The organism is Methylobacterium sp. C1 (genome assembly GCF_001854385.1).
Lineage (GTDB): Bacteria > Pseudomonadota > Alphaproteobacteria > Rhizobiales > Beijerinckiaceae > Methylobacterium > Methylobacterium radiotolerans.
Genome location: NZ_CP017640.1, coordinates 5,477,054 through 5,496,966 on the forward strand (window position 1 = coordinate 5,477,054; position 19,913 = coordinate 5,496,966).

A 19,913-nucleotide genomic window follows, 5' to 3' on the forward strand; every position below is an offset into this window, starting at 1 on the left:
CGGGGGTGCTGAGTCTGCCAGTGGCGGCGGCGGAACTTCCCGATCGGCGAAAATCGCAGCTCATCGAGCACGTGCGGATCTGCTCGGCCTACGGCCAAGCCTTCTTCTTCATCCCCGGCACGGATACCTGCCTGCGCCTCTCCGGCCGCGCGCGCTTCGAGTACGCCTACCAGCCCTCCTACAGCCGCTCAGGCACCGCTGCCGCCACCCCGGGGGATTACAGCGGCTACCAGGGCCGGCTCCGGATCAACCTCGATGCCCGGACCCAGACGTCCTACGGGACCCTGCGCGCCTTCCTGCGCCTCGACGCTGGGAGCCGGACCGGCTTCGCCACCATGCATGCCGGCGCGCTGAACCGGATCGGCGGCGCCTTCCCGGCCCTGGGCGTCGACCAGTTCGGGCGGGCCCAGCAGCAGTTCAACGTCGACAAGGCGTTCATCCAGTTCGCCGGCATCACCGCCGGCCGCGCCTCCTCGTTCTTCGATTTCTACGCCCACGACTTCGAGTTCATCGTCTCCACCATCGGCTCGGACAATCCCTCGACCAACCTCGCCGCCTACACGGCGACGCTGGGCAAGGGGCTGTCCGCCTCGCTGTCGGTGGAGGACCCGATGTTCCGCCGCACGCCGGTCTACGCGTCCCAGAACGCTCCGGCCTCGGCCTTCCCGAACCCCGGCGCGATCCTCTCGCCCGGGAACCCCGTCGCCCCGATCTTCGTCGGGTACGACGCCGCCGGCCGCCCGACCGGCGTGGGCTTCGTGGACACGGTCCAGCGCAGCCGCATGCCCGACCTCGTCGGCGTGCTGCGCTCCGACCAGTCCTGGGGCTCCGCGCAGCTCTCGGGCGCCGTGCACGAGGTCAACCACGGCCTGCTCAGCAGCGTCGCGTTCGCCGGCTCGAACCTGGGCGCGCCGGTCTCGGTGGGCAACAACCGCGCTCCGGCCGGCGGAGCCTCCGCCCTCGGCTGGGCCGTGCAGGGAGGCGTGAAGATCAACCTGCCAGCGATAGCGACCGGCGACACCCTCTACCTCCAGGGCGCCTACGGGGAGGGCACCGCCCTGTATACCGGCCTGCCGGCCTATAACGGCCCCTGGGCGCAGTCGGCCACGGCGGTGCAGGGGGCGGCCTTCTCCCAGTTCTTCAACGACGGCGTCATCAATCCCTTCACCCAGCGCCTCCAGCTGTCGACGAGCTACTCGTTCACGGCGGCGATGCTGCACTACTGGACGCCCGCGGTCCGCTCCGCCTTCTTCGGCTCCTACGGCGCCCTGAGCTTCGCCCGCGGCGCCCGCGCGGCGCAGGGCGCCTATTTCGGCGTGACCGGGACCGGGCCGGGCACCCCCGGGACGCGGTTCTTCGACCTGAGCCAAGTGCTGCGGGACAGCTACCGCTTCGTCGCCGGCGCCAACCTGATCTGGTCGCCGGTGAAGGAGTTCGATATCGGCGTCGAGGCGATCTACACGCGCTACGGGCCCCGGAGCGGCCGCATCCTCGACCTGGGCCGGTATCCCAACCAGAACGCGGCCTACGTCAACAACCCCGCCAACCCGGTCTCGACCGCCCGCCACGTCGACGTCATCCAGGTGCGCGCGCGCGTGCAGCGGGACTTCTGAGGGCGGCCGCGGGCGGCGAGACCGGCTTGGCCGGGAGCCGGTTCCGACCTCGGGCGTTGAACCGCCGGCCGTGGCACCCATCACGGTCGCCGGTTCGATCCCGAGGTGCCGACATGGACGCGATCCCCGATCCGCAGCCCGATCCGCAGGACGATCAACCCGCCGCGGACCTGGAGCGCGTCAACGATATCCTCGCCGTCTGGGCGGCGCGCTCCGCCGCCGAGAGCGACGCGCTGATCGACCGGTTCGAGGCCATGGGGTACGAGGTCCGCGGCAAGTCCGAGGACGAGATCGCCGACGTCCTGCACCGGCCTCCGACGCGCGCCGCCGCGAGATAGCTGTGGGTTGTAGGTAAAAAAGCCTTGACCTTCTAAGTTTTCCTGAGACACTGGGGGCTTCGCACGTCCGTCGTAGCATGCACGGAACAAAACATGAACAAATCTTTCAGGGGCGGCCGTTCAGCCACCGCGGGGGCCCGCCCGCGCGGCGCCGCCGCGGGCGACCTCCCGGCGGAGGCGTCGCGCCTGCTGGCGCGGCTCGGCGAGCCGGGCGCCTACGCGCGGCCCGACCCCCTCGTCGAGGAGGCGCTGGTGACCCGGCGGGGCGGCGACGGGATCTCGGTGGGGAGCGGGCGCTTCGCGGCCGCCTCGGGGCGGGCCCTGGCGGCGGCCGATCTGGCGACGTGGAACGCGGCCGGCACGCGCCTGACGATCAGCGAGGCCGGGCGGGCGCGCCTGCGCCGCGAGGCCAGGCCGGGGGACCTGGCCTTCGCGGACCAGCACCGGGAGCTGGCCGTCGTGCAGGGCGGCGCCGGACCGACCCTGCGCAACGCCGCCGAGAACCCCCTGGCCTGGATGGTGCGCCGGCGCGACCGGGACGGCGCGCCGCTCATCGACGCGGCCGCCTTCGAGGCCGGTGAGCGGCTGCGGCGGGACATGACCGCCGCCGCCCTGCTGCCGCGGATGGGCGCGGATCTCGGGGCGCCCCGGATCGACGGCGGCGGCCCGCGCGACCCGGCCTCCGCGGCCGACCACGTGATCGCGGCCCGGCAGCGGGTGCGCGGCGCCCTCGACGCGGTCGGGAGCGACCTCTCGGGCCTGCTGATCGACCTCTGCGGCTTCCTGAAGGGGCTGGAGCGGATCGAGGCGGAGCGGCGCTGGCCGGCCCGGTCCGCCAAAGTCGTGGCCCGCATCGCCCTGGGGCGGCTCGCCGAGCATTACGGTCTGGAGCGGGAGGCGACCGGACCGGACCGGGCCCGCCTGCGCCTCTGGCGGGGGTGAGGCCGCCCGGGCCGCTCAGGCCTCGGCGGCGAGCCGGACCGCGTCGCGGTGGATGCGCTCCGCCATCGCCCGCACGCCGTTGGAGCGCTTCGACGTGACGTGGGCGCCGAAGCGGAGCTGTCGGAACAGGTCGAGGCCGTCGGTCTCGGCGGCCTCCCGGGGGGTCTTGCCGGTGTAGAGCGCGATCATCAGCGCCACGAAGCCGCGCACGATGAACGAGTCGCTGAAGCCGTGCAGGACGAGGCGCGGCGTGCCGTCCGCCCGCTCCGCGCGCGTGTCGATCCAGACCTGGCTCTCGCAGCCGTGGACGCGGTTCGCCTCGGTCCGCTCCGACTCGGGCATCGGCGGCAGGGCGCGGCCGAGCTCGATCAGGTATTCGAGCCGCATGTCGTCGTCTTCGACGATCTCGAAATTCTCGATGATGGTGTCGATCGGAGGGAGCATGCTCGGCCGGGTCCGGAGAGGTCTGCGCCGCTATAGGCCGGCCGCGCCGCCGTGGCGACGGGGTCCGGCGCCGCGGGCGCTCATTGCGCGCCGGGCCGCGCCGGCGGCAGGGTCAGCCACAGGGGATCGCCCGGGCTGGCATCGCCCGCCACGGTGATCTCCGCCTGCGCCGCGTAGGCGGCGATGAGGCGGGGGCCGAGCTTCGGGACGTTCGGCCGTCCGGACTCGGCCATGTCGCTCACCCCCGAGACGATCGCGAGCCGCAGGGGCGCGCCGGCCTCGATGTCGATGGCGATGGAGCAGGCGACGTGCTCGGCGGTGGCGTCGAGGCACTCGGCCACGATCTCCGCGACGATCATGCCCAGCGCGTTGGCGGTGCGCGGCTCCACGAGGCCGTTCCCGGAGCCGCCGACCTGGACGCCGATCCGCCCGGCGCGCCGGAGCTGCCCGAGCCCCGAGGCGAGGCGGTGCAGGTAGTCCTTGAGGTCGATCGACGCGATGTGCGGTGCCTCGTGCAGGTGCTGCTGCACCAGCGCGATCGCCCGGACCCGCTGGCCCAGCGCCTCGAAGCTGCCGCGGCAGGCGTCCGGGGCCGCCCGCCCGTAGAGGCCGATCAGGCTGACCATCACCTGGAGGTTGTTACGGACCCGGTGATAGACCTCGGCCAGCAGCGCCTCCTTCTCGGCCAGCGCGTGCTCGATATGCTCCTCCGCGTGCTTGCGGTCGGTGATGTCGAAGCAGGAGCCGAGATAGCCCTGGAACCGGCCGTCCTCGACGAGCGGGCGGGCCGTGTCGAGGAGCCAGCGGTACTCGCCGTCGTGCCGCCGCAGGCGGAACTCGACGGTGAACGGCGCCCGCGTCGCGAAGGCCTCGGCGACGATCCGGGCGTGGCGCTCGAAATCCTCGGGATGCAGCCCGCTGCGCCAGCCGAGGCCGAGCTCCGCCTCCAGGGGGCGGCCGGTGAATTCCAGCCAGCACTCGTTGTGGTGGATCGCGTGGCCGGCCTCGTCCGAGCGCCACATCATCAGCGGCACGACGTCGGCGAATCGCTTGAAGCTGTCGCTCAGGGCGGCGGCTTCCGCGGTACCCTGTGCCGGACCCCGACCCGGGTTCCCCGCGGGGCCGTTGCCCGGCGAGTCTTCCGCGCCGGACCCTGGTGGCTCACCGACCATTCTGTACCCGATTCACTCTGACGAACTGCGTGAAAGGCGACGCCTGCGTGCGGATGGCGCCGGTCAACGTGTCGACCGGACGGCCGTTCCGGTCCTGAACCGCCTTCAGATCCGCCAGTCAGCGGGACATTAGCGGCAATACCTTTCGAGCCCGTTCAGCATCCCGCCGTCGTGCGGGCCCGCACAGGTCGAACGACCCGCCGCGTGGCCCGGCCGGCGGACCGGCCACATCCCCCGCGCACAACCTGTAGCCGGTCATGGGATAACCGTAGATCGTGCGTGACGCCTCGTCTCAGTTGTGTCTTTTGGCATCAGACACAACCTTGAGGATACCGTGCTGCCTGCCCCGACCGCGACAAGCGCCGCCCGCCGCGGACGGCGCCCTGTCCGTCACCCCCCTCGGAGCGCCGCCCGCTGGCCGGTGCTCGCCGGCCTCGTCCTCATCGGCCTGTCGGGCAGCGCCGTCGCCCGGCCGTTCCCGGAGCCCGACGACCGGACCCTCGACCGCCACGGCCATTACCGCAGCCGGGACGGGTCCGACGTGCACCGGCCGGCCAAGAGCCTCGACGGCGGGAAGCCCGCGGGGGCCACGGCCAAGTGCCGGGACGGCACGTGGAGCTTCAGCCACACGCATCGCGGCACCTGCTCCCGCCACGGCGGCGTGGCGCACTGGGAGGGTTGAGGCTCCGCGCCCTGCCTTAAATCCTATGACCGCCGCAAATTAGGAATTTACACTTGACACCGGCGCGCTGTCGGGGTATCACCTCGGCACGGTCGAGACGTGTGCGGAGAGACGCCGATGTGGCCACCCCCTCCCGGCCGGGCGGACAGCCGCGCCGAGGCGCTGACGCTCCTGCGGGAGACCGACCTGACGTTCGACGCGATCGGGGACCGCCTCGGCGTCCATCCGAGAACGGTCCGCACCTGGAACGCCCGGGCCGGCTGGCCGAGGCCGCGGCGGTTGCGGCCGCGACTCCTGACGCGGCGCTGGCCGGCGGCGCGCCGCGCCGCCCTGATCCGCCTGCTCTGCACCCCGGGCGCCGATCCCGGCGACGTCACCGAGGTCCTGGGTCTCGGCCGGCTCGACGCGGGGATGATGGCCTCGGCCTTCGGGGTGGACCTGCCGCTGCCGCCGGCGGTCACCGGGCGCGGCGACCCGGCGGCCGATCCGGCGACCCTGCGGGCGCGTCTGCGCGCCCACATCGCCCGGCAGATCGCCGCCTTCGACGCGGCGCTGAGCGGGGCGGGGCCGGGCGCGCGCGACTCCGCCCGGGTCCTGCGCGACCTCGGCGGGCTCAAGCGGCTTCTCGACACGGTGGATGCGGCGGGCGCGCGCGCCGCCGCGGGGGAGGGGGGCGATGGCACCGAACCCGAACCCGACCTGCCCGCCCTGCGCGCGGAGATCGCGCGACGCGTTGCTGGCTTTGTCGGCGGCCGGGCGGCTGCCTGACTTCCTCGGGACGCTGCCGCCGGATCTCCTCCGGGCGCTCGCGGGCGACTGGCTGCACCAGGCCCGGCCGGACCAGCTGCCGCCGCCCGACGCGGAGCCCTGGACCACCTGGGCGGTGATCGGCGGCCGCGGCAGCGGCAAGACCCGCACCGGGGCCGAGTGGGTCGACGCCCTCGCGCGGGGCGACCCGGCCTTCGCGGCCGCGCCGGTCGGGCGGATCGCCCTGGTGGGCGAGACCCATCTCGACGTGCGCGACGTGATGGTCGAGGGGCCCTCCGGCCTGCTCGGCCTGCCGGCGCGGGGGCGGGCCCGGCCCACCTGGTCGCCGAGCCGCCGCCGGGTGGAGTGGAGCAACGGCGCCGTCGCGCTCGCCTTCTCGGCGGAGGAGCCCGACGCCCTGCGCGGCCCGCAATTCGGCGCCGCGTGGTGCGACGAGGCCGCCAAGTGGCGCCGGCCCGAGTGTCAGGAGCGCGTTTAACATGCCCCAAATAGGGTTTAACGTCCCCCGGTTGACGGAATAGGCTACCCCTTCGCCCTTGCAACCCGAGTTGAAGCAGTGCCATCGCCTGCCGCGCCGTTCGAATAAGCTACCCCCAAACGCGGTGCTTGGGGCTATCTCCGACCTGTATGCAAGCCATTCGCTGACCTTCCCGGCTCCTCGCCCAGACCAAGGCCGGACGCATCGGGCCGTGGAGCGTCAAGCTCGCCTTCACGGCCGATTCGGAGTTCGCACGTGAGCGGGGGCGCCCTGAGCGTGTCGATTGACCTCGGTCCTGACGCGTCGATATCCCAGCGCCCTCTCACGGGACCTGACACGGAGTCTAGGCCTCAAGCCGGGCGATATGAGGCTCGTCTGAGCGACCCAGCCCCCCCCCCCGGCCCGTTCAGTACAGGCGCCAGGCTCCAGCCTGCTTCCTGGCCTTCTTCAGGCGGCGCAGGCTCCTGATCGCGCGGACGAGCTTCTTGGCCTGACGCTTCTCGCAGGTCTCGATGACTGGCCGACCGGCGACCTTGACCATGAAGTGCCCGTCGGCCGCCTTTTCCTTGGTGACGTAGTGCATGGTCGGCCTCCTGTCGTTCGGGGCTCGGACGTCGAGCGGCCTGTCTCCGGGGTAAGTGCATGCGGCGACGAAGGGCGCGCGGACGCCCGGGGTGCTTGGAATCGGAGATGGACACGCGGGCGGGCGTCGCAACCCGGCTCCCGCCTTCGTGATCCTCACCGAAGCGGCGTCCGCCTCAACGACCTGACGCTCCCTGGGCCGCGATCTCCGCGGCCGCCCGGTCGAGATCCCGTTCGAAGCGAGGATCGCGGAACAGCACCTCCGCGATGACGGCCGCGGCGATCTTCCCGGCTTCGAGGTCTGACGGGAAATGGGTTCCGGCAATCATGCGGTTCTCCCCGTAGGAGGCCGCGAACGCGAACAGCGACTGGCGTTTCTCGGGCACGAGGCGCGACAACACCGTGGCCGCGAGATACCCGAACGTGGCGTGCCCACTCGGATAGGACGTGCTGTCGGAGCGATGGCCGAACGTGGCGAGGTCCGGCTTCACCTTATAGGGGCGCGGCCGGGCGATGGTGGCCTTGGCCGCCAGCACGGCGAGTTCGCCGTCTTGGAACACATGCTCGATCAGCGCTGCGGTGACCGGCATCGTCTCCGCCGTGAAGGCCGGGCCGAGCACACCGGTGAAGCGGTCGAGGGTGCACGGCAGGTTCGCGGTGATGCGGCGCTCGTCCTCGGGCGTGCGGGCACGGACGGCGGCTTCCACGGTCTGCAAGTCCACCTTGGCTGCTTCCAAACCGGCCTCGGGCGGGGGCGGTAGGACGCGCTGGAGCGCCATCGCCTCCGGGTCGATGTAGGTGCTGCGCAGCGTCCCGGCGGCGGCGGCAGGCAGGGCAAGGGACAGGACCACCGCCAGCGTCGCAGTGAATCGCTGGCAGCCCCTGACGAAGTTCCGATGTTTCACCGCCCCTCCTCACGCCGTGTCAGGTCGTACCGCCCGCAGTCACGTCGCCGGCCAGCTCCAAGGCTTTCCCGGGGGCGGTCTCCGGCAGCATCACCACGAGCACCCCGAGCGCGACCGCCGCGACGGCGGCGCACGCGAGATAGGCGGCATCGAACCCCGCCTGCTGGACCAAGGTTCCGGCGATCACGAACGATAGGGAAGCGCCCGCGCCCTGAACGGTCCCGATCAGGCCGTGGGCGGCGTTGTAGCGGCCGGTCCCGCGGGTGATGTCGGCCATCACCAAGGGCTTCACCGCACTGAGCAGGCCGGCGCCGACGCCGTCGAGGCACTGGACCGCGATCAGCCAATACGGGTCGCGCCAGACGAGATAAAGCAAGGCGCGCATGGGCAGCGCGGCGAAGCAGATCACGAGAAGAGGCTTACGGCCCCAATGTTCGGCCCGGCGGCCGACGATGAGCCCCATCGGCACCATAACCGCCTGCGCGCCGACGATGCAGACGGACACGATGACGGACGACCAGTCAGGGCGCGCTTGCCCGATCTCCTGAGCGACAAGGGTCAGCAGCGGCGCGTTAGCAAGATGGAAAAGACCCACGCAGGCGGCGAAGATCATGAGCGGCCGGCAGGTCAGCAGGGCTCGCCATCCGGCCGGGGCTTGTTCGCCTTCACCCTCGCCGCCACCGCGGGCTCGACGCGCGTCGATGGCACCTCGCGGGATCGAGTAGAGCGCCGCGGCCGAGACGATGGCGCAGGCCGGGACCAAGAGGAAGACCGCCCGGTCCGGGAACAGCCAACCGACGAGCCCGATTAGCACGGCGATGGCGACGTTCCCGGTCCGCTCCAGTGCGGCGTTGCGGCCGAAGCGCCGGGCGAGCCTGTCGGCCGGGAAAAGGCCGAGGGTCAGCGTTGCGATGGCCGGGCTCAGCATGCCCCCGACGGCGGCTAACACGCAGGAAGCCGCGAGCACGGGCCAGAACTGCGGGAAGAGCGCGACGAGGAGCGTGGCCAGCGAGAGCGCGACCAGGGCGCCGAGCAGGATGACTCGCTTGTCCCGCACTGCGTCGATGGCCGTCCCGATGGGTGTCTGAGCCACGATGCCGACGATGCCTGACACCGTGCTGACCAGTCCGACCGAGGCGTCGTCCCATCCGCGATGCACGTAGAGGTAGACGTTGAGGTAGGGCTTGATCGCCCCGTTCACGTCGATCAGCAGGAAGTTCAGGAGATCGAGAGGTCTGGAGATGGGCTTTCGCACCTGGGCGGCAGGCTGCCCGTCATCCTCGCCGCTGTCCTGCTCCACGTGGTCGGCCTCCCTTTCAAACTCACCTAGGGCGTCGCCGAACCAAACCGAATGAGGGAGCTATCCGCGGGCATGAACGATTTGCAGCCGTGCTCGACCCGGTGATCACGGACGGGGCGCTCGCCGTATGACCGCTCGGGGTGGGAAGCAGCTTGGCTGCTTTCGGTCGCAAGACGTTCTAAAGCGGACCTAGGATGAATCGCCGTCTCCGGATGGACGGTCCAACCCATCTCAGGGTCGAAGTTCGTTAAAGCCGGATGCCGTTTTCATCAGAGGCGATGCGACCGACGCGAAAGTGCGTTGCCTTGGGAGACAGAGTGATTCACGATCGCAAAGCCCCAATCACGCGACGTCTCGTGCTGGTCCGGCATGGCCAGAGCGTAGCCAACCGATCCGGTCTGTTCACGGGATTGCTGGACTCGCCCTTGACCGAGCAGGGTCGGATAGAAGCCGTGGCAGCCGGGCGGCGTTTGGCCGAGCGCAGCTGGCGCTTTTCCGATGCCTTCACCTCGACGCTGACGCGGGCCGTCGTGAGCGGCCGGCTTATCCTCGATACGCTCGGGCAACCCGGATTAATCCCTCAACGCTTCGCCGCGCTCGACGAGCGAGACTACGGCGACCTCAGCGGGCTCGACAAGACCGCCGCCGATGCGCGCTGGGGGGCGGAGCGGATCGAGACCTGGCGGCGCTCCTACGCCGAGGCGCCGCCGAACGGTGAGAGCCTGCGCGATACCGTCGCCCGCATCGTGCCATGCTACCTCCGATCCATCCTACCGGCGGTCATGGGCGGGGACGTGCTCGTCGTCGCCCACGGTAATTGCCTGCGGGCGCTCGTTATGGCGCTCGACGACCTCAGCCCGGCGGAGGTCGAGCAACTCGAACTCGCGACGGGCTCCGTCAGGATCTATGAGTTTGCTGCGGACACGACGATCGAGGCCCGCTGGATCGACGGTTGAATCCGCCTGTAGGCCCCCAAGAATGGGTCGCCTCACGCTTCGAAGGGATCCCCATTTGATCTAATTAAGTGATTGGAATTATCTAATCATTCCGTTGGAGTGAATGAAAGGGAAGTGGGATTCTCCGGCATCACATCGGAGCCACCCATGTCCGCCCCCAGACTTGTCTCCCACCCTCGATCGATGCGTGCCCTGGCCGGCACGAGAGCCATCCTTCCAGGACTGGGCCTCTGCGTGGCAGTTACCGCCGCAGCGGTCGGCTTCGAAGCCGTCGAGACGCACCTGTTCGGTCGCGCTTGGCTCGAAGCCCTGGTGCTGGCGATCCTCCTCGGGAGCGCGATCCGCACCGCCTGGACCCCGTCGCAGCGTTTCTTTCCCGGCATCGCCTTCGGGGCCAAGACCGTGCTGGAGATCGCGGTCGTAATGCTAGGCGCGTCGCTCAGCCTCGCGACGATCCTCGCCGCCGGCCCGGGCCTGCTCTTCGGCATCGCGGGCGTCGTCGTGGTCGCGATCCTGTCGAGCTACGGCATCGGCCGGGCGCTCGGACTGCATTCGCGCATGGCGATCCTCGTCGCCTGCGGCAACTCGATCTGCGGCAACTCGGCGATCGCCGCCACCGCCCCGGTGATCGGCGCCGACGGCGAGGACGTCGCCGCCTCCATCGCCTTCACCGCGGTGCTGGGCGTGCTGGTGGTGCTCGGCCTGCCGCTGCTGGTGCCGCTGCTCGGCCTGTCGCCGATGCAGTACGGCGTGCTCGCCGGCCTCACCGTCTACGCCGTGCCGCAGGTCCTCGCCGCCACCGCGCCGGTCGCGGCGCTCAGCGTCCAGGTCGGAACCCTGGTGAAGCTCGTCCGGGTGCTGATGCTCGGGCCGGTCGTTCTGATGCTCTCCCTCGGCGCGAGCCGGCTGCGCGAGGAGACCGACGAGGCCGCCCCCGGCGTCACAACCGGCGACCGCCCGGCCCCCGGCGGCCTCGCGATCCACCGCCTGGTGCCGTGGTTCATCCTCGCCTTCCTGGCGCTCGCGGGACTCCGCTCGGCCGGGCTGATCCCGCAAGTCGCGCTCGCGCCGATGTCGGAGACCGCCAACGTGCTGACCGTAGTCTCGATGGCGGCACTCGGCCTCGGGGTCGACGTGCGCAGCGTCGCCAAGGCCGGGGCGCGGGTGACCCTCGCTGTGGTCGCCTCGCTCCTTGCCCTCGGCGCCGTCAGCCTCGGCCTGATCCATGTGCTCGGCCTCGTCTGATCCACGCTATGGCATCGATCCGACCCCTTGATGGAAGAATTGCCGTGACACGTTCGTCCCAATCTTCATCCGAGGCAGTCGCGCAGGCGACGGGATGGTTGATGGGGCCGGGTCGCGAAGCGGTGGACGCGGCAGCCCTTCTCGATGGGTTCAGTGCGTGCCTCTCGGGGCTTGGCCTGCCGCTGGCCCGCGCCACCACCCACGCGCCGACCCTGCATCCGTCGTTCCGGTGGGTGATGCGCGTCTGGCATCCAGGAACGTCGAGCCTAGCCCTGCGTCGCCGCCACGGCATCGAGGGCACGCCGACCTTCCACGGCAACACCGTCGAGCACGTGGTCGAGACGCGGACCCCACTCCAATGCCGTCTCGACGGGGATGGGCCGCTGCCGTTTCCCGTGCTTGGCGAGCTTCGCAACGAGGGTCTGACCGACTACCTCATCGCGCCGCTGCATGCCGCGCGTGGACGCATGGGTGCCGCCTCCTGGGCCACGGCGAGACCGGGCGGCTTCACGCCGATCGAGATCGAGACGTTGCTAGCGCTGGTCGAGCCGTTCTCGCTGCTGTTCGAAATCAAGGCGCTCGACGACATGCTTGGCGCGGTCCTGAGCGCCTATGTCGGGCGCGACCCGGCGCGGCAAATCCTGGCCGGCACAGTGCGGCGCGGCGACGTACGCCTCATGCGGGCCGCGATGATGCTGACCGATCTGCGCGGGTTCGGTGAACTGTCCGACCGGCAAAGCCCCGACCATGTCGTGGCCGCCCTCAACCGGATGTTCGATGCCATCGTGCCGGCCGTCGAGGCGGAAGGCGGCGAGGTGCTAAAGTATATTGGTGACGGGCTGCTGGCCGTGTTCGATGCCGATCGCGACGAGGCCGAGGCGCGCCGTGCCGCCTTGCGTGCCGCCGAGGCCGCACTCGATGCGCTTGCGACCCTGCGCGACGGTGACAGGGCTGCCTTTGAGGTCGGCGTCGCACTTCATGTTGGGGAGGTCGCCTACGGCAATATCGGCGGCGGCGACCGGGTCGACTTCACGGCGATCGGCCGCGATCTCAACGTGCTCGCTCGCGTCGAGCGCCTGTGCAAGACCTACGACACGCCGCTGATCGCCACCGACACCTTCCTCCACGGCCTGGCGCATGCCCTCGAACCGCTCGGCATTGTCGCCCTTCGCGGTTTCGCCGAGCGTCACGCCTTGTTCGGGTGTCGCAGGACCGCGCCTGTCGAAGCACCGGCGGTCTGACGTCGAGACGATATCTGGCACCACCGGCGCGGAGATCCAAAATTCTCAAATCATCGCATTGGGAGATCGTTCGCATCGCGAAAGACCGTTGGTGGGAATTAAACGCATCCCGTAGCATCTCCCTAGTCGCAAGGAATCGCCACGGGTCCGGTGCCCTCGAACGCATCGACGCCGACGAACTTTGAAGGGAGAGACCATGCACGGATTGGAAAGACCGACGAACCGCCGCCTCCTGTTGGGCGGGCTCGGGCTCGGCAGCCTTGCCGCCGCGATGCCGGCCTGGGCCGCGGGCTCGGTGAAGCTGCCGCTACCCGGCGGCCCGGATGTGCGGGATCTCACGACGGCCTTTCCCGGCAAGGGCGAGATGATCCTCCAGCGTACCCATCCGCCGCTGCTGGAGACGCCGTTTGCGGTGTTCGATGAGGGCGTGTTCACCCCCAACGACCGCTTCTACGTGCGCTGGCACTGGGCCTCGATCCCAACCGAGGTTGATGCCGGCACCTTCCGTCTCAAGGTCCACGGTCATGTCGAGAAGGAGCTCTCGCTCTCCCTCGATGCCATCGCCGGCCTGCCGCGCTTCGAGATCGCCGCGGTCAACCAGTGCTCGGGCAACTCCCGCGGGCTGTTCGAGCCGCGGGTTCCCGGCGCGCAATGGGCCAACGGCTCGATGGGAAACGCCCGCTGGACCGGGGTGCGCCTCAAGGACGTGCTCGAAAAGGCCGGGGTGAAGGCCGGTGCCGTGCAGGTGCGCTTCAGCGGCCTCGATGAGCCGGTCGTGGACGACGCGCCGGACTTCAAGAAGTCGCTCGATCTCGACCACGCCTACGACGGTGAGGTGATGATCGCCTACGCGATGAACGGCGAGCAATTGCCGCTTCTCAACGGCTTCCCGCTTCGCCTCGTGGTGCCGGGCTGGTACTCGACCTACTGGGTCAAGATGTTGTCGGAGATCGAGGTGCTGGACAAGCCCGACGACCAGTACTGGATGAAGACCGCCTACCGCATCCCGGACGTGCCGGGCGCCAACATCAAGCCCGGCCAGACCGGCTTCAAGACGGTGCCGATCAACAAGATGGTACCGCGCTCGTTCGTCACCAACCTGCAGGATGGCGCCAAGGTGACGGCCGGCGCGCCGGTGGCGTTGCGCGGCATCGCTTTCGGCGGCGATTGCGGGGTGAAGGCGGTCGACTTCTCCGGCGACGGCGGCGCGACGTGGTTTCCAGCACAGCTCGGCGCGGACGAGGGCCCCTACAGCTTCCGCCGCTTCGAGGGCAGCCTGCCGGCGTTGGCCGCCGGCACCCACACGGTGAAGGTCCGCTGCACCAACACCAACGGCGTCGCGCAGCCCACGGACCGGGTCTGGAACGGGGCCGGCTTCATGCAGAACGGTATAGAAACCGTGTCCTTCCAGGCCGCTTGAGGAGAACAGCCATGACCCCGATCCGCTCTGCAGCCCTCAGCGTCGCGCTCATACTGTCTCCCCTGGTGGCGCTCGCCGCCCCGGCTCCCGAGCCGATGCGCTTCACCTCGCAATCGATCGAGATGCCGACCTCCGACCGGATCTTCCCCGACGGGCCCGGGGCCGAGGCGGTCAACAACAACTGCCTCGCCTGCCATTCGGCCGGGATGGTGTTGACCCAGCCCAAGCTCACGAAGGCGCAGTGGACCGAGACCGTGAACAAGATGGTCCACATCTACAAGGCTCCGGTCGATCAGGCCGACGTGCAGACCATCGTCGACTACCTCACGGCGTTGAAGCCGACCCCCTGAACTCCCGAATCCCGAGGCCGCCGCGTTTTTTCGCCGGCCTCGGGGAATAGACCGCCCTCGCTGGCATCTCCTTAAGGCGATGCATGGCCGGACCGGTCCCGCACGACGCAATCCGATTTCGAACCCGCCCGCACGGCTGGCCCCGGCCGCCGAACGAGCGCGCATGCCCAAGAGACCCGCTTCATGACCCATATCCGCACCAGTCTCCGCGCCTTCCTCGCCGGAGCTGCCTTGCTTCTCGCCCAGGGCCAGCCCGGGTCCGCCGCTGGTTTCGACGGCGCGATCAAGAACAACGCCTTGGCGCTGAACGCTGCCGGGACCGTCGCCGCTGTATCGAACAGCGAGGAGAGCGCCGTCGTCGTCTACGACGTCGCCAAGGGCACGGTGCTGCGCCGCCTCGACGGCTTCGTCACGCCGCGCAACATCGTGTTCGCGCCGGACGGCGCCCGCTTCTACGTCTCCGACAGCGGCACCGGCCGGATCACGGTCTACGAGACCGCCACCGGCAAGGAAGCCGGCGTTCTCGCCGCCGGGCCCGGGGTCTTCGGCACCGTGCTCTCGGCCGACGGGGGCAAGCTCTACGTCAACAACGAGGCCGCGAGCACGCTGACCGTGTTCGACACCAAGACTATGCTGGCAGATGCCGTGATTCCCGGCTTCGCGCAGCCGCGCCAGGGCGTGAAGCTGTCGCCCGACGGCAAGACCGTGTTCGTGACGAACTTCCTCGGCGACAAAATCACGTTGGTCGATACCGCCACCAACAAGATCACCGGCGAGATCGCTGGGTTCGACAAGCTGCGCGCCATCTCGATCACCAAGGACGGCAAGACGCTGTTTGCCGCCAACAGCGGCCGCAATACCATCGGCGTGGTCGATATCGCCGCCCGCAAAGTCACCTCCGAGGTGGAGGTGGGCAAGGACCCCTACGGAGCCGCACTGACACCGGACGGTCGCTTCGTCTATTCCGGCAACCTCAAGGACAACTCACTCTCAGTGATCGACACCGGCACCCTCAAGGTTGTCGCCACGGTGACCGGCCTGAACGAGCCGCGCCAGGCGATCGCGTTCTCGGCCGACAACGCCCGCGCCTACGTCCTCAACCGCGATCTCAGCGTCGCCGTGGTCGATCGCGCGAAGAATGCGGTGGTCTCGACAATGAAGCCCTGAGGCGACGCGCGCCGGGGGCCTTATCGCCCCCGGCGCGTTCTCGTCGTCGACATGTCAAGTACGCAGGACAAAGACCCCATGCTCCGCCTGTTCCAGCGCAAGGACCGCCTCATCGTCCACGGAAAGGCGCCCTACAACGCCGAGCCGCCGCTCGATCGCCTGCGGGCGGCGTTCCTCACCGAACAGGCCGACTTCTACGTCCGCAGCCACGGCGACATCCCGGACCTCGACGCCGACAGCTACCGCCTGACGGTAGATGGCATGGTCACCATGCCGCTCGAACTCTCCCTCGCGGAACTCAAGGCGCGCTTTGCGCACGCCACCGTCACGGCGGTGATGCAATGCGCCGGCAACAGACGGGCCGACATGCTGGCGGTGGCGCCGGTCTCCGGTGACCCGTGGGCGCCCGGTGCCATCGGCAACGCGGAATGGACCGGCGTGCGGCTCGCCGAGGTGCTGCGCGCGGCCGGCATCGATGCAGATGAAGAGCGCTACGTCGCCTTCGAGAGCCACGACCGGATCGCGGACACGGACACGCGCTTCGGCGCCTCGATCCCTCTCGCCAAGGCGCTGGCGCCCGAGACGCTGCTTGCCTTCGCGATGAACGGCGAGCCTCTCGCCCCCGAGCACGGCCATCCGTTGCGCGTGGTGGTGCCGGGATTTGCCGGCATCCGCAGCCCGAAATGGCTCGCCCGGATCACGGTGCAGGACCGGCCCTCCGACAACCCGATGCAGGCCGACGACTACAAGCTGTTTCCGCCCGACGTGACGGCCGAGACCGCGGACCCCGCCCACGGCATCACCATCGAGGCGATGCCGCTCAACAGCGCGATCTGCGAGCCCGCCCGCGGCGCGGCGTTGAAGGCCGGCCGGCACGCGATCCGCGGCTATGCCATCGCCAGCGACCGCGCGGTCGCCCGCGTCGACGTCTCGACGGATGGCGGCCGCAGCTGGGCGCAGGCCCGGATCGACCGCGATGCCGACGCGCCCTACGCGTGGACATTCTGGGAGATCGAGCGCGAGCTGACGGCCGGCGAGCACGAACTTGCGGTGCGGGCCTGGGACTCCGCCGGCCAGACCCAGCCGGCCGCCCCCGACGACACCTGGAACTACAAGGGCTACCTTAGCGCCGCATGGCACCGGGTGCGGGTCACCGTGGCCTGATCATCACGCCCAGAGCAAGGCGGTGGCCGCGAGGCCCGAGATCGCGATCAGCAAGGCCGCGATCCCGATGGTGAGGATGCGCGGCATCATCGGGATCTCGGCATGGGCGAGACGCGCCCGGATCGCCCGGTCCCGCCATGCGGCGCCGGCGAACGAGGCAAGCGCGCAGCCGATCAACGTGAGCGACAGCACCTTCAGCGGCCAGACCGCCAGCACCTCCCGCAGGAAGCGCTGCGCGGCCAAGCCGACGCCCAGAAAGGCGAGCCCGGTTCGAAGCCACGCCACGAACGTACGCTCGGCTGCCAGCACCGTCCGGTCCTCGGCGAGCCTCACCCGCGGGTCGTCGGGGGGCACTGGTTTCGCGGGCTCGCTCATTTGATGTTCGCCGTCGCGATCAGGTCGAGAAGCGCGTCGGCGGCCCGGCTGCGGTAGCGCTCCTTGTGGCGCAGCACCCGGAACGGCCGGCTCGGTAAGTCGAACGCCGCCCGCACCAGGGTCCCGGTTCGAAGCGCTGCGGCGACCACGGTCTCGGACAGGACGGCGGCCCCGCCCCCGGCCTCGACGGCGGCGCGCACTGCCTCGTTCGAGGGCAGTTCGAGCATGACCCGGAGCTGGGCCGCGGCAAGGCCGGCCGCACCCAGGGTCGCCTCGAAGGCCGAGCGGGTTCCCGATCCCGCTTCGCGCAGCACCCAGTCGGCCCCGGCGAGGTCTTCGGGTGCGAGTGCAGCCGCCCCGGCGAAGGGATGGTTTGGGGCGACCACGAGGACGAGTTTGTCCTGGGCGATGGTCGTGCTTGCGAGCGTCGGGTCGTCCAGCGCCCCCTCGACGAAGCCGAGTTCGGCCTGCCCCGCGCGCACCGCGTCGGCGGCGTCGGTGGTGTTGCCCACCGCCAACCGGATAGCGATCTCAGGGTAGGCCCGGCGGAAGGCGACGAGGTGGCGAGGCAGCCAGTCGCTGGCGATGGTCTGGCTGGCAAAAAGCGCCAGCGTCCCGCGTCGTAGGCCGCTGAGGTCGGCGAGCACAAGTTCGGCGGCCTCGGCCCGGGCGAGCACGGCGCGGGCCTCGACGAGGAACACGCGCCCTGCTTCGGTCAGCTCGATCCCGCGGCCAACCCGGTGAAACAGCTTCGTCGCGTGCCGCCCCTCGATGTTGGCGATCGCCGTGCTGACCGCCGACTGGACGAGGTTCAGCGCCTCGGCGGCCCGCGTCACGTGCTGTCGCTCGGCCACCGCCACGAAGATGCGAAGCTGATCGAGGGTCATGGCTGCCGACGATCCGGCGCGAGGTCGCGGACGTGCGCATCGACCGCCTGCGCGACGGAGAGCAGCCGGGCCTCGTCGGTGCGGCCGGTGACGACGTATGACATGCCACCATCGACCCAGGAGAAGGCAGCGATGTCGCCCTCGCGGGCGAAGCGGAAGAGCGTGCGGCCGTCGCCGTCACCGACGCGGCTGTAGAGCGTCAGCCGGGTGCCGCGGTCGTCGTCGTACATCAACATCGCCGCGGGCTCGGTGCCGGCCGGCAACAGGCGCCCGCCCATCAGCCGGAAGCCCTGCGCCGAGAGGTCGGGGGCCGCGACCGCGTGACCGAGACGCTTCGAGAGCCACGTCACGAGGTGGGGCTTCTCGTCGGCGCGCACCTCCACCGGATGCACCGCCTCGACCACGAAGGTGCGGAAGGCTGCGACCGCGTCCTGCGTCGCCGGTGCCTCCGCCACCGCCGCCGCCGCGGGCACACCGTGCAGGGCATGGCCAACCCAGCCGCCGGCACTGCCGAGCGCGAGGCAGAGCACGGCCGCAGCCGCCATGGGGAACCAGCGTGCGCCAGGGTACAGGTGTCGCGAGCGGATGTTGGCCACCCGCAGTCGCGCCGGGATCGCCTCCTCGGCGATCGGCGCGAGGCGGGCGCGCAGGCGCTCGCGCAGAACTCGGTCCGTCGAGACTTCAGCCGCACGCGCGGGGTTCCCCACGAGCCACGCCTCGACCAGCGCCTGCCGCTCCGGTTCAAGGCGGCCGTCGATCAGGCCGTGCAGATCGTCCTCGCCGACCGGGCGCGGATCCCCGCTCATTTAACCCTCCTCAGCAGGCCTGTCCGGCCCGTCTCCACAAATCCGCGCATCCGCGTGCGCGCCCGGCTCAATCGTGACATCACCGTGCCGAGCGGCACCCCGAGCACCTGTGCCGCTTCGGCATAGGACAGGTCCTCCACCGCCACGAGGAGCAACACCGAGCGCTGCTCCTCGGGCAGGGTGTCGAGCCCTGCGAGTACGTCACGGGCTCCCAAAGCTGCCCCCGGGTCGGCGCTCGGATCGGGCACCTGCTCCAACACTTCCGCGCCGAGATCGGCGCCGCGCCGGCCCCGGCGTCGGACGGCGGCGAGGAACAGGTTGCGCTCGATCGTGAACAACCACGCCCGCAGGTCGCCGTCGCGGCGACGCCCGGACCAGGCGGACAATGCCCGCTCCAGGGTGTCCTGGACGAGGTCGTCCGCCGCTTCGCGATCCCGAAGAAGCGCGACCGCGTAGCGCCGCAGGGCCGGGATCTGCGGTTCGATCAGGGGGGCGATCTCGTCCAACGACGTGTCCCAATCAGAGGGAGCCGATCCGGGCATTCACCGATCAGGGCTTTGCGATGTGCCACGCACCGTTGAGGAAGCCGTCACCGGTGGTGTCGCCCGGCTTGGTGTCCTTGGCGAAGGTGTAGAGCGGCTTGCCCTTGTAGGCCCACTGCATCGTGCCGTCGTCCCGGGTCACCGTCGTCCAATCGCCGGAGGCCGCCGATCCGGAGGCAGCCGTCAGGGCCGGCCAGTTGGCGGCGCAGGGGCCGTTGCACATCGACTTGCCGCCCATGTCCTTGTCAAAGGTGTAGAGGGTCATGCTCTTGGCATCCACGAGCGCCGGCCCCTTGGCGGTCTCGGCCGTCATGGCGGGCGCGGCGGCCTGGGCGGCCACGGCGGAGAAGGCGATAGCCGCGAAGGCGGTGCGGATCAGCAGATTGCGCATGGGTGAAGTCTCCCGCGGTCGAGCATGACCGCATCGGGAGGGATGCGAAACGGGCGCCTTTATTCCGCTGACACACGAAAAAAGGCGATCCCATCGGCGCGAACGCTTTTTCGGCCCCGCCGCGGAATAAAGGCGGTCCTCTGGC

At 70.2% G+C, this 19,913-nt stretch carries 22 protein-coding genes and 1 pseudogene; 13 read left to right on the forward strand and 10 right to left on the reverse strand.

Annotated elements, in window-relative coordinates:
* The first annotated feature begins 5 nt into the window (after positions 1–5).
* The 3 genes from BKE41_RS25310 (at position 6) to BKE41_RS25320 (ending at position 2,893) form a co-directional block, all read left to right on the forward strand.
* A complete protein-coding gene (locus BKE41_RS25310) occupies positions 6–1,613 on the forward strand; it encodes a porin (RefSeq protein ID WP_046154868.1) in 1,608 nt (535 codons plus the stop codon).
* A 113-nt stretch (positions 1,614–1,726) separates the two neighbouring features.
* Positions 1,727–1,951 carry a hypothetical protein gene (locus BKE41_RS25315; protein WP_024828485.1) on the forward strand — a complete coding sequence of 75 codons (225 nt, stop codon included), beginning with the start codon at positions 1,727–1,729 and terminating at the stop codon, positions 1,949–1,951.
* Positions 1,952–2,044: 93 nt separating this feature from the next.
* Entirely contained in the window at positions 2,045–2,893 is an 849-nt protein-coding gene (locus BKE41_RS25320; RefSeq protein WP_024828484.1) for a DUF6456 domain-containing protein, read from the forward strand.
* 15 nt (positions 2,894–2,908) lie between these two features.
* Here the strand turns inward: BKE41_RS25320 and BKE41_RS25325 are convergent, their stop codons facing one another.
* Together BKE41_RS25325 and BKE41_RS25330 are read right to left on the reverse strand one after the other, a co-directional pair.
* On the reverse strand, positions 2,909–3,337 hold the full coding sequence (locus BKE41_RS25325; protein WP_012321867.1) for a SufE family protein: 429 nt from the start codon (positions 3,335–3,337) through the stop codon (positions 2,909–2,911).
* Positions 3,338–3,417: 80 nt separating this feature from the next.
* On the reverse strand, positions 3,418–4,509 hold the full coding sequence (locus tag BKE41_RS25330; protein WP_012321868.1) for a PAS domain S-box protein: 1,092 nt from the start codon (positions 4,507–4,509) through the stop codon (positions 3,418–3,420).
* A 421-nt stretch (positions 4,510–4,930) separates the two neighbouring features.
* Here BKE41_RS25330 and BKE41_RS25335 point away from each other — a divergent pair, with 421 nt between their 5' ends.
* The 3 genes and pseudogenes from BKE41_RS25335 to BKE41_RS25345 form a co-directional block, all read left to right on the forward strand.
* Entirely contained in the window at positions 4,931–5,191 is a 261-nt protein-coding gene (locus BKE41_RS25335; protein ID WP_071000261.1) for a DUF3761 domain-containing protein, read from the forward strand.
* A gap of 117 nt (positions 5,192–5,308) precedes the next feature.
* Positions 5,309–5,959 (forward strand): helix-turn-helix domain-containing protein, encoded by a 651-nt coding sequence (locus BKE41_RS25340; protein WP_012321870.1) that lies wholly within the window; start codon positions 5,309–5,311, stop codon positions 5,957–5,959.
* Positions 5,934–6,441: pseudogene (locus BKE41_RS25345) on the forward strand (terminase family protein); the annotation flags it as partial. The gene BKE41_RS25340 and the pseudogene BKE41_RS25345, both read left to right, overlap by 26 nt.
* 402 nt (positions 6,442–6,843) lie before the next feature.
* On the opposite strand, the gene BKE41_RS31780 reads toward BKE41_RS25345, so the two are convergent.
* From BKE41_RS31780 to BKE41_RS25355, 3 genes are all read right to left on the reverse strand, one after another.
* Complete coding sequence (locus BKE41_RS31780) at positions 6,844–7,020, reverse strand: hypothetical protein (protein WP_164706348.1); 177 nt, start codon at positions 7,018–7,020, stop codon at positions 6,844–6,846.
* A 175-nt stretch (positions 7,021–7,195) separates the two neighbouring features.
* Positions 7,196–7,870 (reverse strand): phosphatase PAP2 family protein, encoded by a 675-nt coding sequence (locus BKE41_RS25350; RefSeq protein WP_245295839.1) that lies wholly within the window; start codon positions 7,868–7,870, stop codon positions 7,196–7,198.
* Positions 7,871–7,943: 73 nt separating this feature from the next.
* Positions 7,944–9,224, reverse strand: a complete 1,281-nt coding sequence (locus tag BKE41_RS25355) for an MFS transporter (RefSeq protein ID WP_052516962.1) — start codon at positions 9,222–9,224, stop codon at positions 7,944–7,946.
* A gap of 341 nt (positions 9,225–9,565) precedes the next feature.
* Here BKE41_RS25355 and BKE41_RS25360 point away from each other — a divergent pair, with 341 nt between their 5' ends.
* From BKE41_RS25360 to BKE41_RS25390, 7 genes are all read left to right on the forward strand, one after another.
* Positions 9,566–10,180, forward strand: coding sequence for a 2,3-bisphosphoglycerate-dependent phosphoglycerate mutase (locus BKE41_RS25360; RefSeq protein ID WP_193375331.1), 615 nt, complete (start codon positions 9,566–9,568; stop codon positions 10,178–10,180).
* Between the two features lie 147 nt (positions 10,181–10,327).
* Positions 10,328–11,425, forward strand: a complete 1,098-nt coding sequence (locus BKE41_RS25365) for a putative sulfate exporter family transporter (RefSeq protein ID WP_007557760.1) — start codon at positions 10,328–10,330, stop codon at positions 11,423–11,425.
* A gap of 101 nt (positions 11,426–11,526) precedes the next feature.
* Positions 11,527–12,666, forward strand: a complete 1,140-nt coding sequence (locus BKE41_RS25370; RefSeq protein WP_007557758.1) for an adenylate/guanylate cyclase domain-containing protein — start codon at positions 11,527–11,529, stop codon at positions 12,664–12,666.
* Between the two features lie 196 nt (positions 12,667–12,862).
* Entirely contained in the window at positions 12,863–14,086 is a 1,224-nt protein-coding gene (locus tag BKE41_RS25375; protein WP_043074850.1) for a molybdopterin-dependent oxidoreductase, read from the forward strand.
* 11 nt (positions 14,087–14,097) lie between these two features.
* Positions 14,098–14,436 (forward strand): cytochrome c, encoded by a 339-nt coding sequence (locus BKE41_RS25380; protein ID WP_007557755.1) that lies wholly within the window; start codon positions 14,098–14,100, stop codon positions 14,434–14,436.
* 183 nt (positions 14,437–14,619) lie between these two features.
* A complete protein-coding gene (locus BKE41_RS25385; protein WP_007557753.1) occupies positions 14,620–15,603 on the forward strand; it encodes a beta-propeller fold lactonase family protein in 984 nt (327 codons plus the stop codon).
* Positions 15,604–15,681: 78 nt separating this feature from the next.
* A complete protein-coding gene (locus BKE41_RS25390) occupies positions 15,682–16,767 on the forward strand; it encodes a sulfite oxidase (RefSeq protein ID WP_007557751.1) in 1,086 nt (361 codons plus the stop codon).
* A gap of 3 nt (positions 16,768–16,770) precedes the next feature.
* Here the strand turns inward: BKE41_RS25390 and BKE41_RS25395 are convergent, their stop codons facing one another.
* Genes BKE41_RS25395 through BKE41_RS25415 form a run of 5 tightly spaced genes read right to left on the reverse strand, consistent with a single transcriptional unit; the run spans position 16,771 to position 19,768 of the window.
* Positions 16,771–17,142 (reverse strand): DUF202 domain-containing protein, encoded by a 372-nt coding sequence (locus BKE41_RS25395; RefSeq protein WP_007557749.1) that lies wholly within the window; start codon positions 17,140–17,142, stop codon positions 16,771–16,773.
* A complete protein-coding gene (locus BKE41_RS25400) occupies positions 17,139–18,029 on the reverse strand; it encodes a LysR family transcriptional regulator (RefSeq protein ID WP_007557747.1) in 891 nt (296 codons plus the stop codon). Before BKE41_RS25400 ends, BKE41_RS25395 begins: the two co-directional genes overlap by 4 nt.
* Positions 18,026–18,835, reverse strand: coding sequence for an anti-sigma factor (locus BKE41_RS25405; protein ID WP_043074852.1), 810 nt, complete (start codon positions 18,833–18,835; stop codon positions 18,026–18,028). The genes BKE41_RS25400 and BKE41_RS25405 overlap by 4 nt, the downstream gene beginning before the upstream one ends.
* Positions 18,832–19,341, reverse strand: a complete 510-nt coding sequence (locus tag BKE41_RS25410; RefSeq protein ID WP_043074853.1) for a sigma-70 family RNA polymerase sigma factor — start codon at positions 19,339–19,341, stop codon at positions 18,832–18,834. The genes BKE41_RS25405 and BKE41_RS25410 overlap by 4 nt, the downstream gene beginning before the upstream one ends.
* Before the next feature lie 43 nt (positions 19,342–19,384).
* Positions 19,385–19,768 carry a hypothetical protein gene (locus tag BKE41_RS25415; protein ID WP_007557741.1) on the reverse strand — a complete coding sequence of 128 codons (384 nt, stop codon included), beginning with the start codon at positions 19,766–19,768 and terminating at the stop codon, positions 19,385–19,387.
* Between the last annotated feature and the right edge of the window lie 145 nt (positions 19,769–19,913).

Bases quoted from the DNA above. Each gene is read 5' to 3' on its own strand.
- BKE41_RS25315 (WP_024828485.1), top strand. From the start codon at position 1,727: ATGGACGCGATCCCCGATCCGCAGCCCGATCCGCAGGACGATCAACCC.
- BKE41_RS25320 (WP_024828484.1), top strand. From the start codon at position 2,045: ATGAACAAATCTTTCAGGGGCGGCCGTTCAGCCACCGCGGGGGCCCGC.
- BKE41_RS25325 (WP_012321867.1), bottom strand. From the start codon at position 3,337: ATGCTCCCTCCGATCGACACCATCATCGAGAATTTCGAGATCGTCGAA.
- BKE41_RS25330 (WP_012321868.1), bottom strand. From the start codon at position 4,509: ATGGTCGGTGAGCCACCAGGGTCCGGCGCGGAAGACTCGCCGGGCAAC.
- BKE41_RS25340 (WP_012321870.1), top strand. From the start codon at position 5,309: ATGTGGCCACCCCCTCCCGGCCGGGCGGACAGCCGCGCCGAGGCGCTG.
- BKE41_RS31780 (WP_164706348.1), bottom strand. From the start codon at position 7,020: ATGCACTACGTCACCAAGGAAAAGGCGGCCGACGGGCACTTCATGGTC.
- BKE41_RS25365 (WP_007557760.1), top strand. From the start codon at position 10,328: ATGTCCGCCCCCAGACTTGTCTCCCACCCTCGATCGATGCGTGCCCTG.
- BKE41_RS25370 (WP_007557758.1), top strand. From the start codon at position 11,527: ATGGGGCCGGGTCGCGAAGCGGTGGACGCGGCAGCCCTTCTCGATGGG.
- BKE41_RS25375 (WP_043074850.1), top strand. From the start codon at position 12,863: ATGCACGGATTGGAAAGACCGACGAACCGCCGCCTCCTGTTGGGCGGG.
- BKE41_RS25380 (WP_007557755.1), top strand. From the start codon at position 14,098: ATGACCCCGATCCGCTCTGCAGCCCTCAGCGTCGCGCTCATACTGTCT.
- BKE41_RS25385 (WP_007557753.1), top strand. From the start codon at position 14,620: ATGACCCATATCCGCACCAGTCTCCGCGCCTTCCTCGCCGGAGCTGCC.
- BKE41_RS25390 (WP_007557751.1), top strand. From the start codon at position 15,682: ATGCTCCGCCTGTTCCAGCGCAAGGACCGCCTCATCGTCCACGGAAAG.
- BKE41_RS25395 (WP_007557749.1), bottom strand. From the start codon at position 17,142: ATGAGCGAGCCCGCGAAACCAGTGCCCCCCGACGACCCGCGGGTGAGG.
- BKE41_RS25400 (WP_007557747.1), bottom strand. From the start codon at position 18,029: ATGACCCTCGATCAGCTTCGCATCTTCGTGGCGGTGGCCGAGCGACAG.
- BKE41_RS25405 (WP_043074852.1), bottom strand. From the start codon at position 18,835: ATGAGCGGGGATCCGCGCCCGGTCGGCGAGGACGATCTGCACGGCCTG.
- BKE41_RS25415 (WP_007557741.1), bottom strand. From the start codon at position 19,768: ATGCGCAATCTGCTGATCCGCACCGCCTTCGCGGCTATCGCCTTCTCC.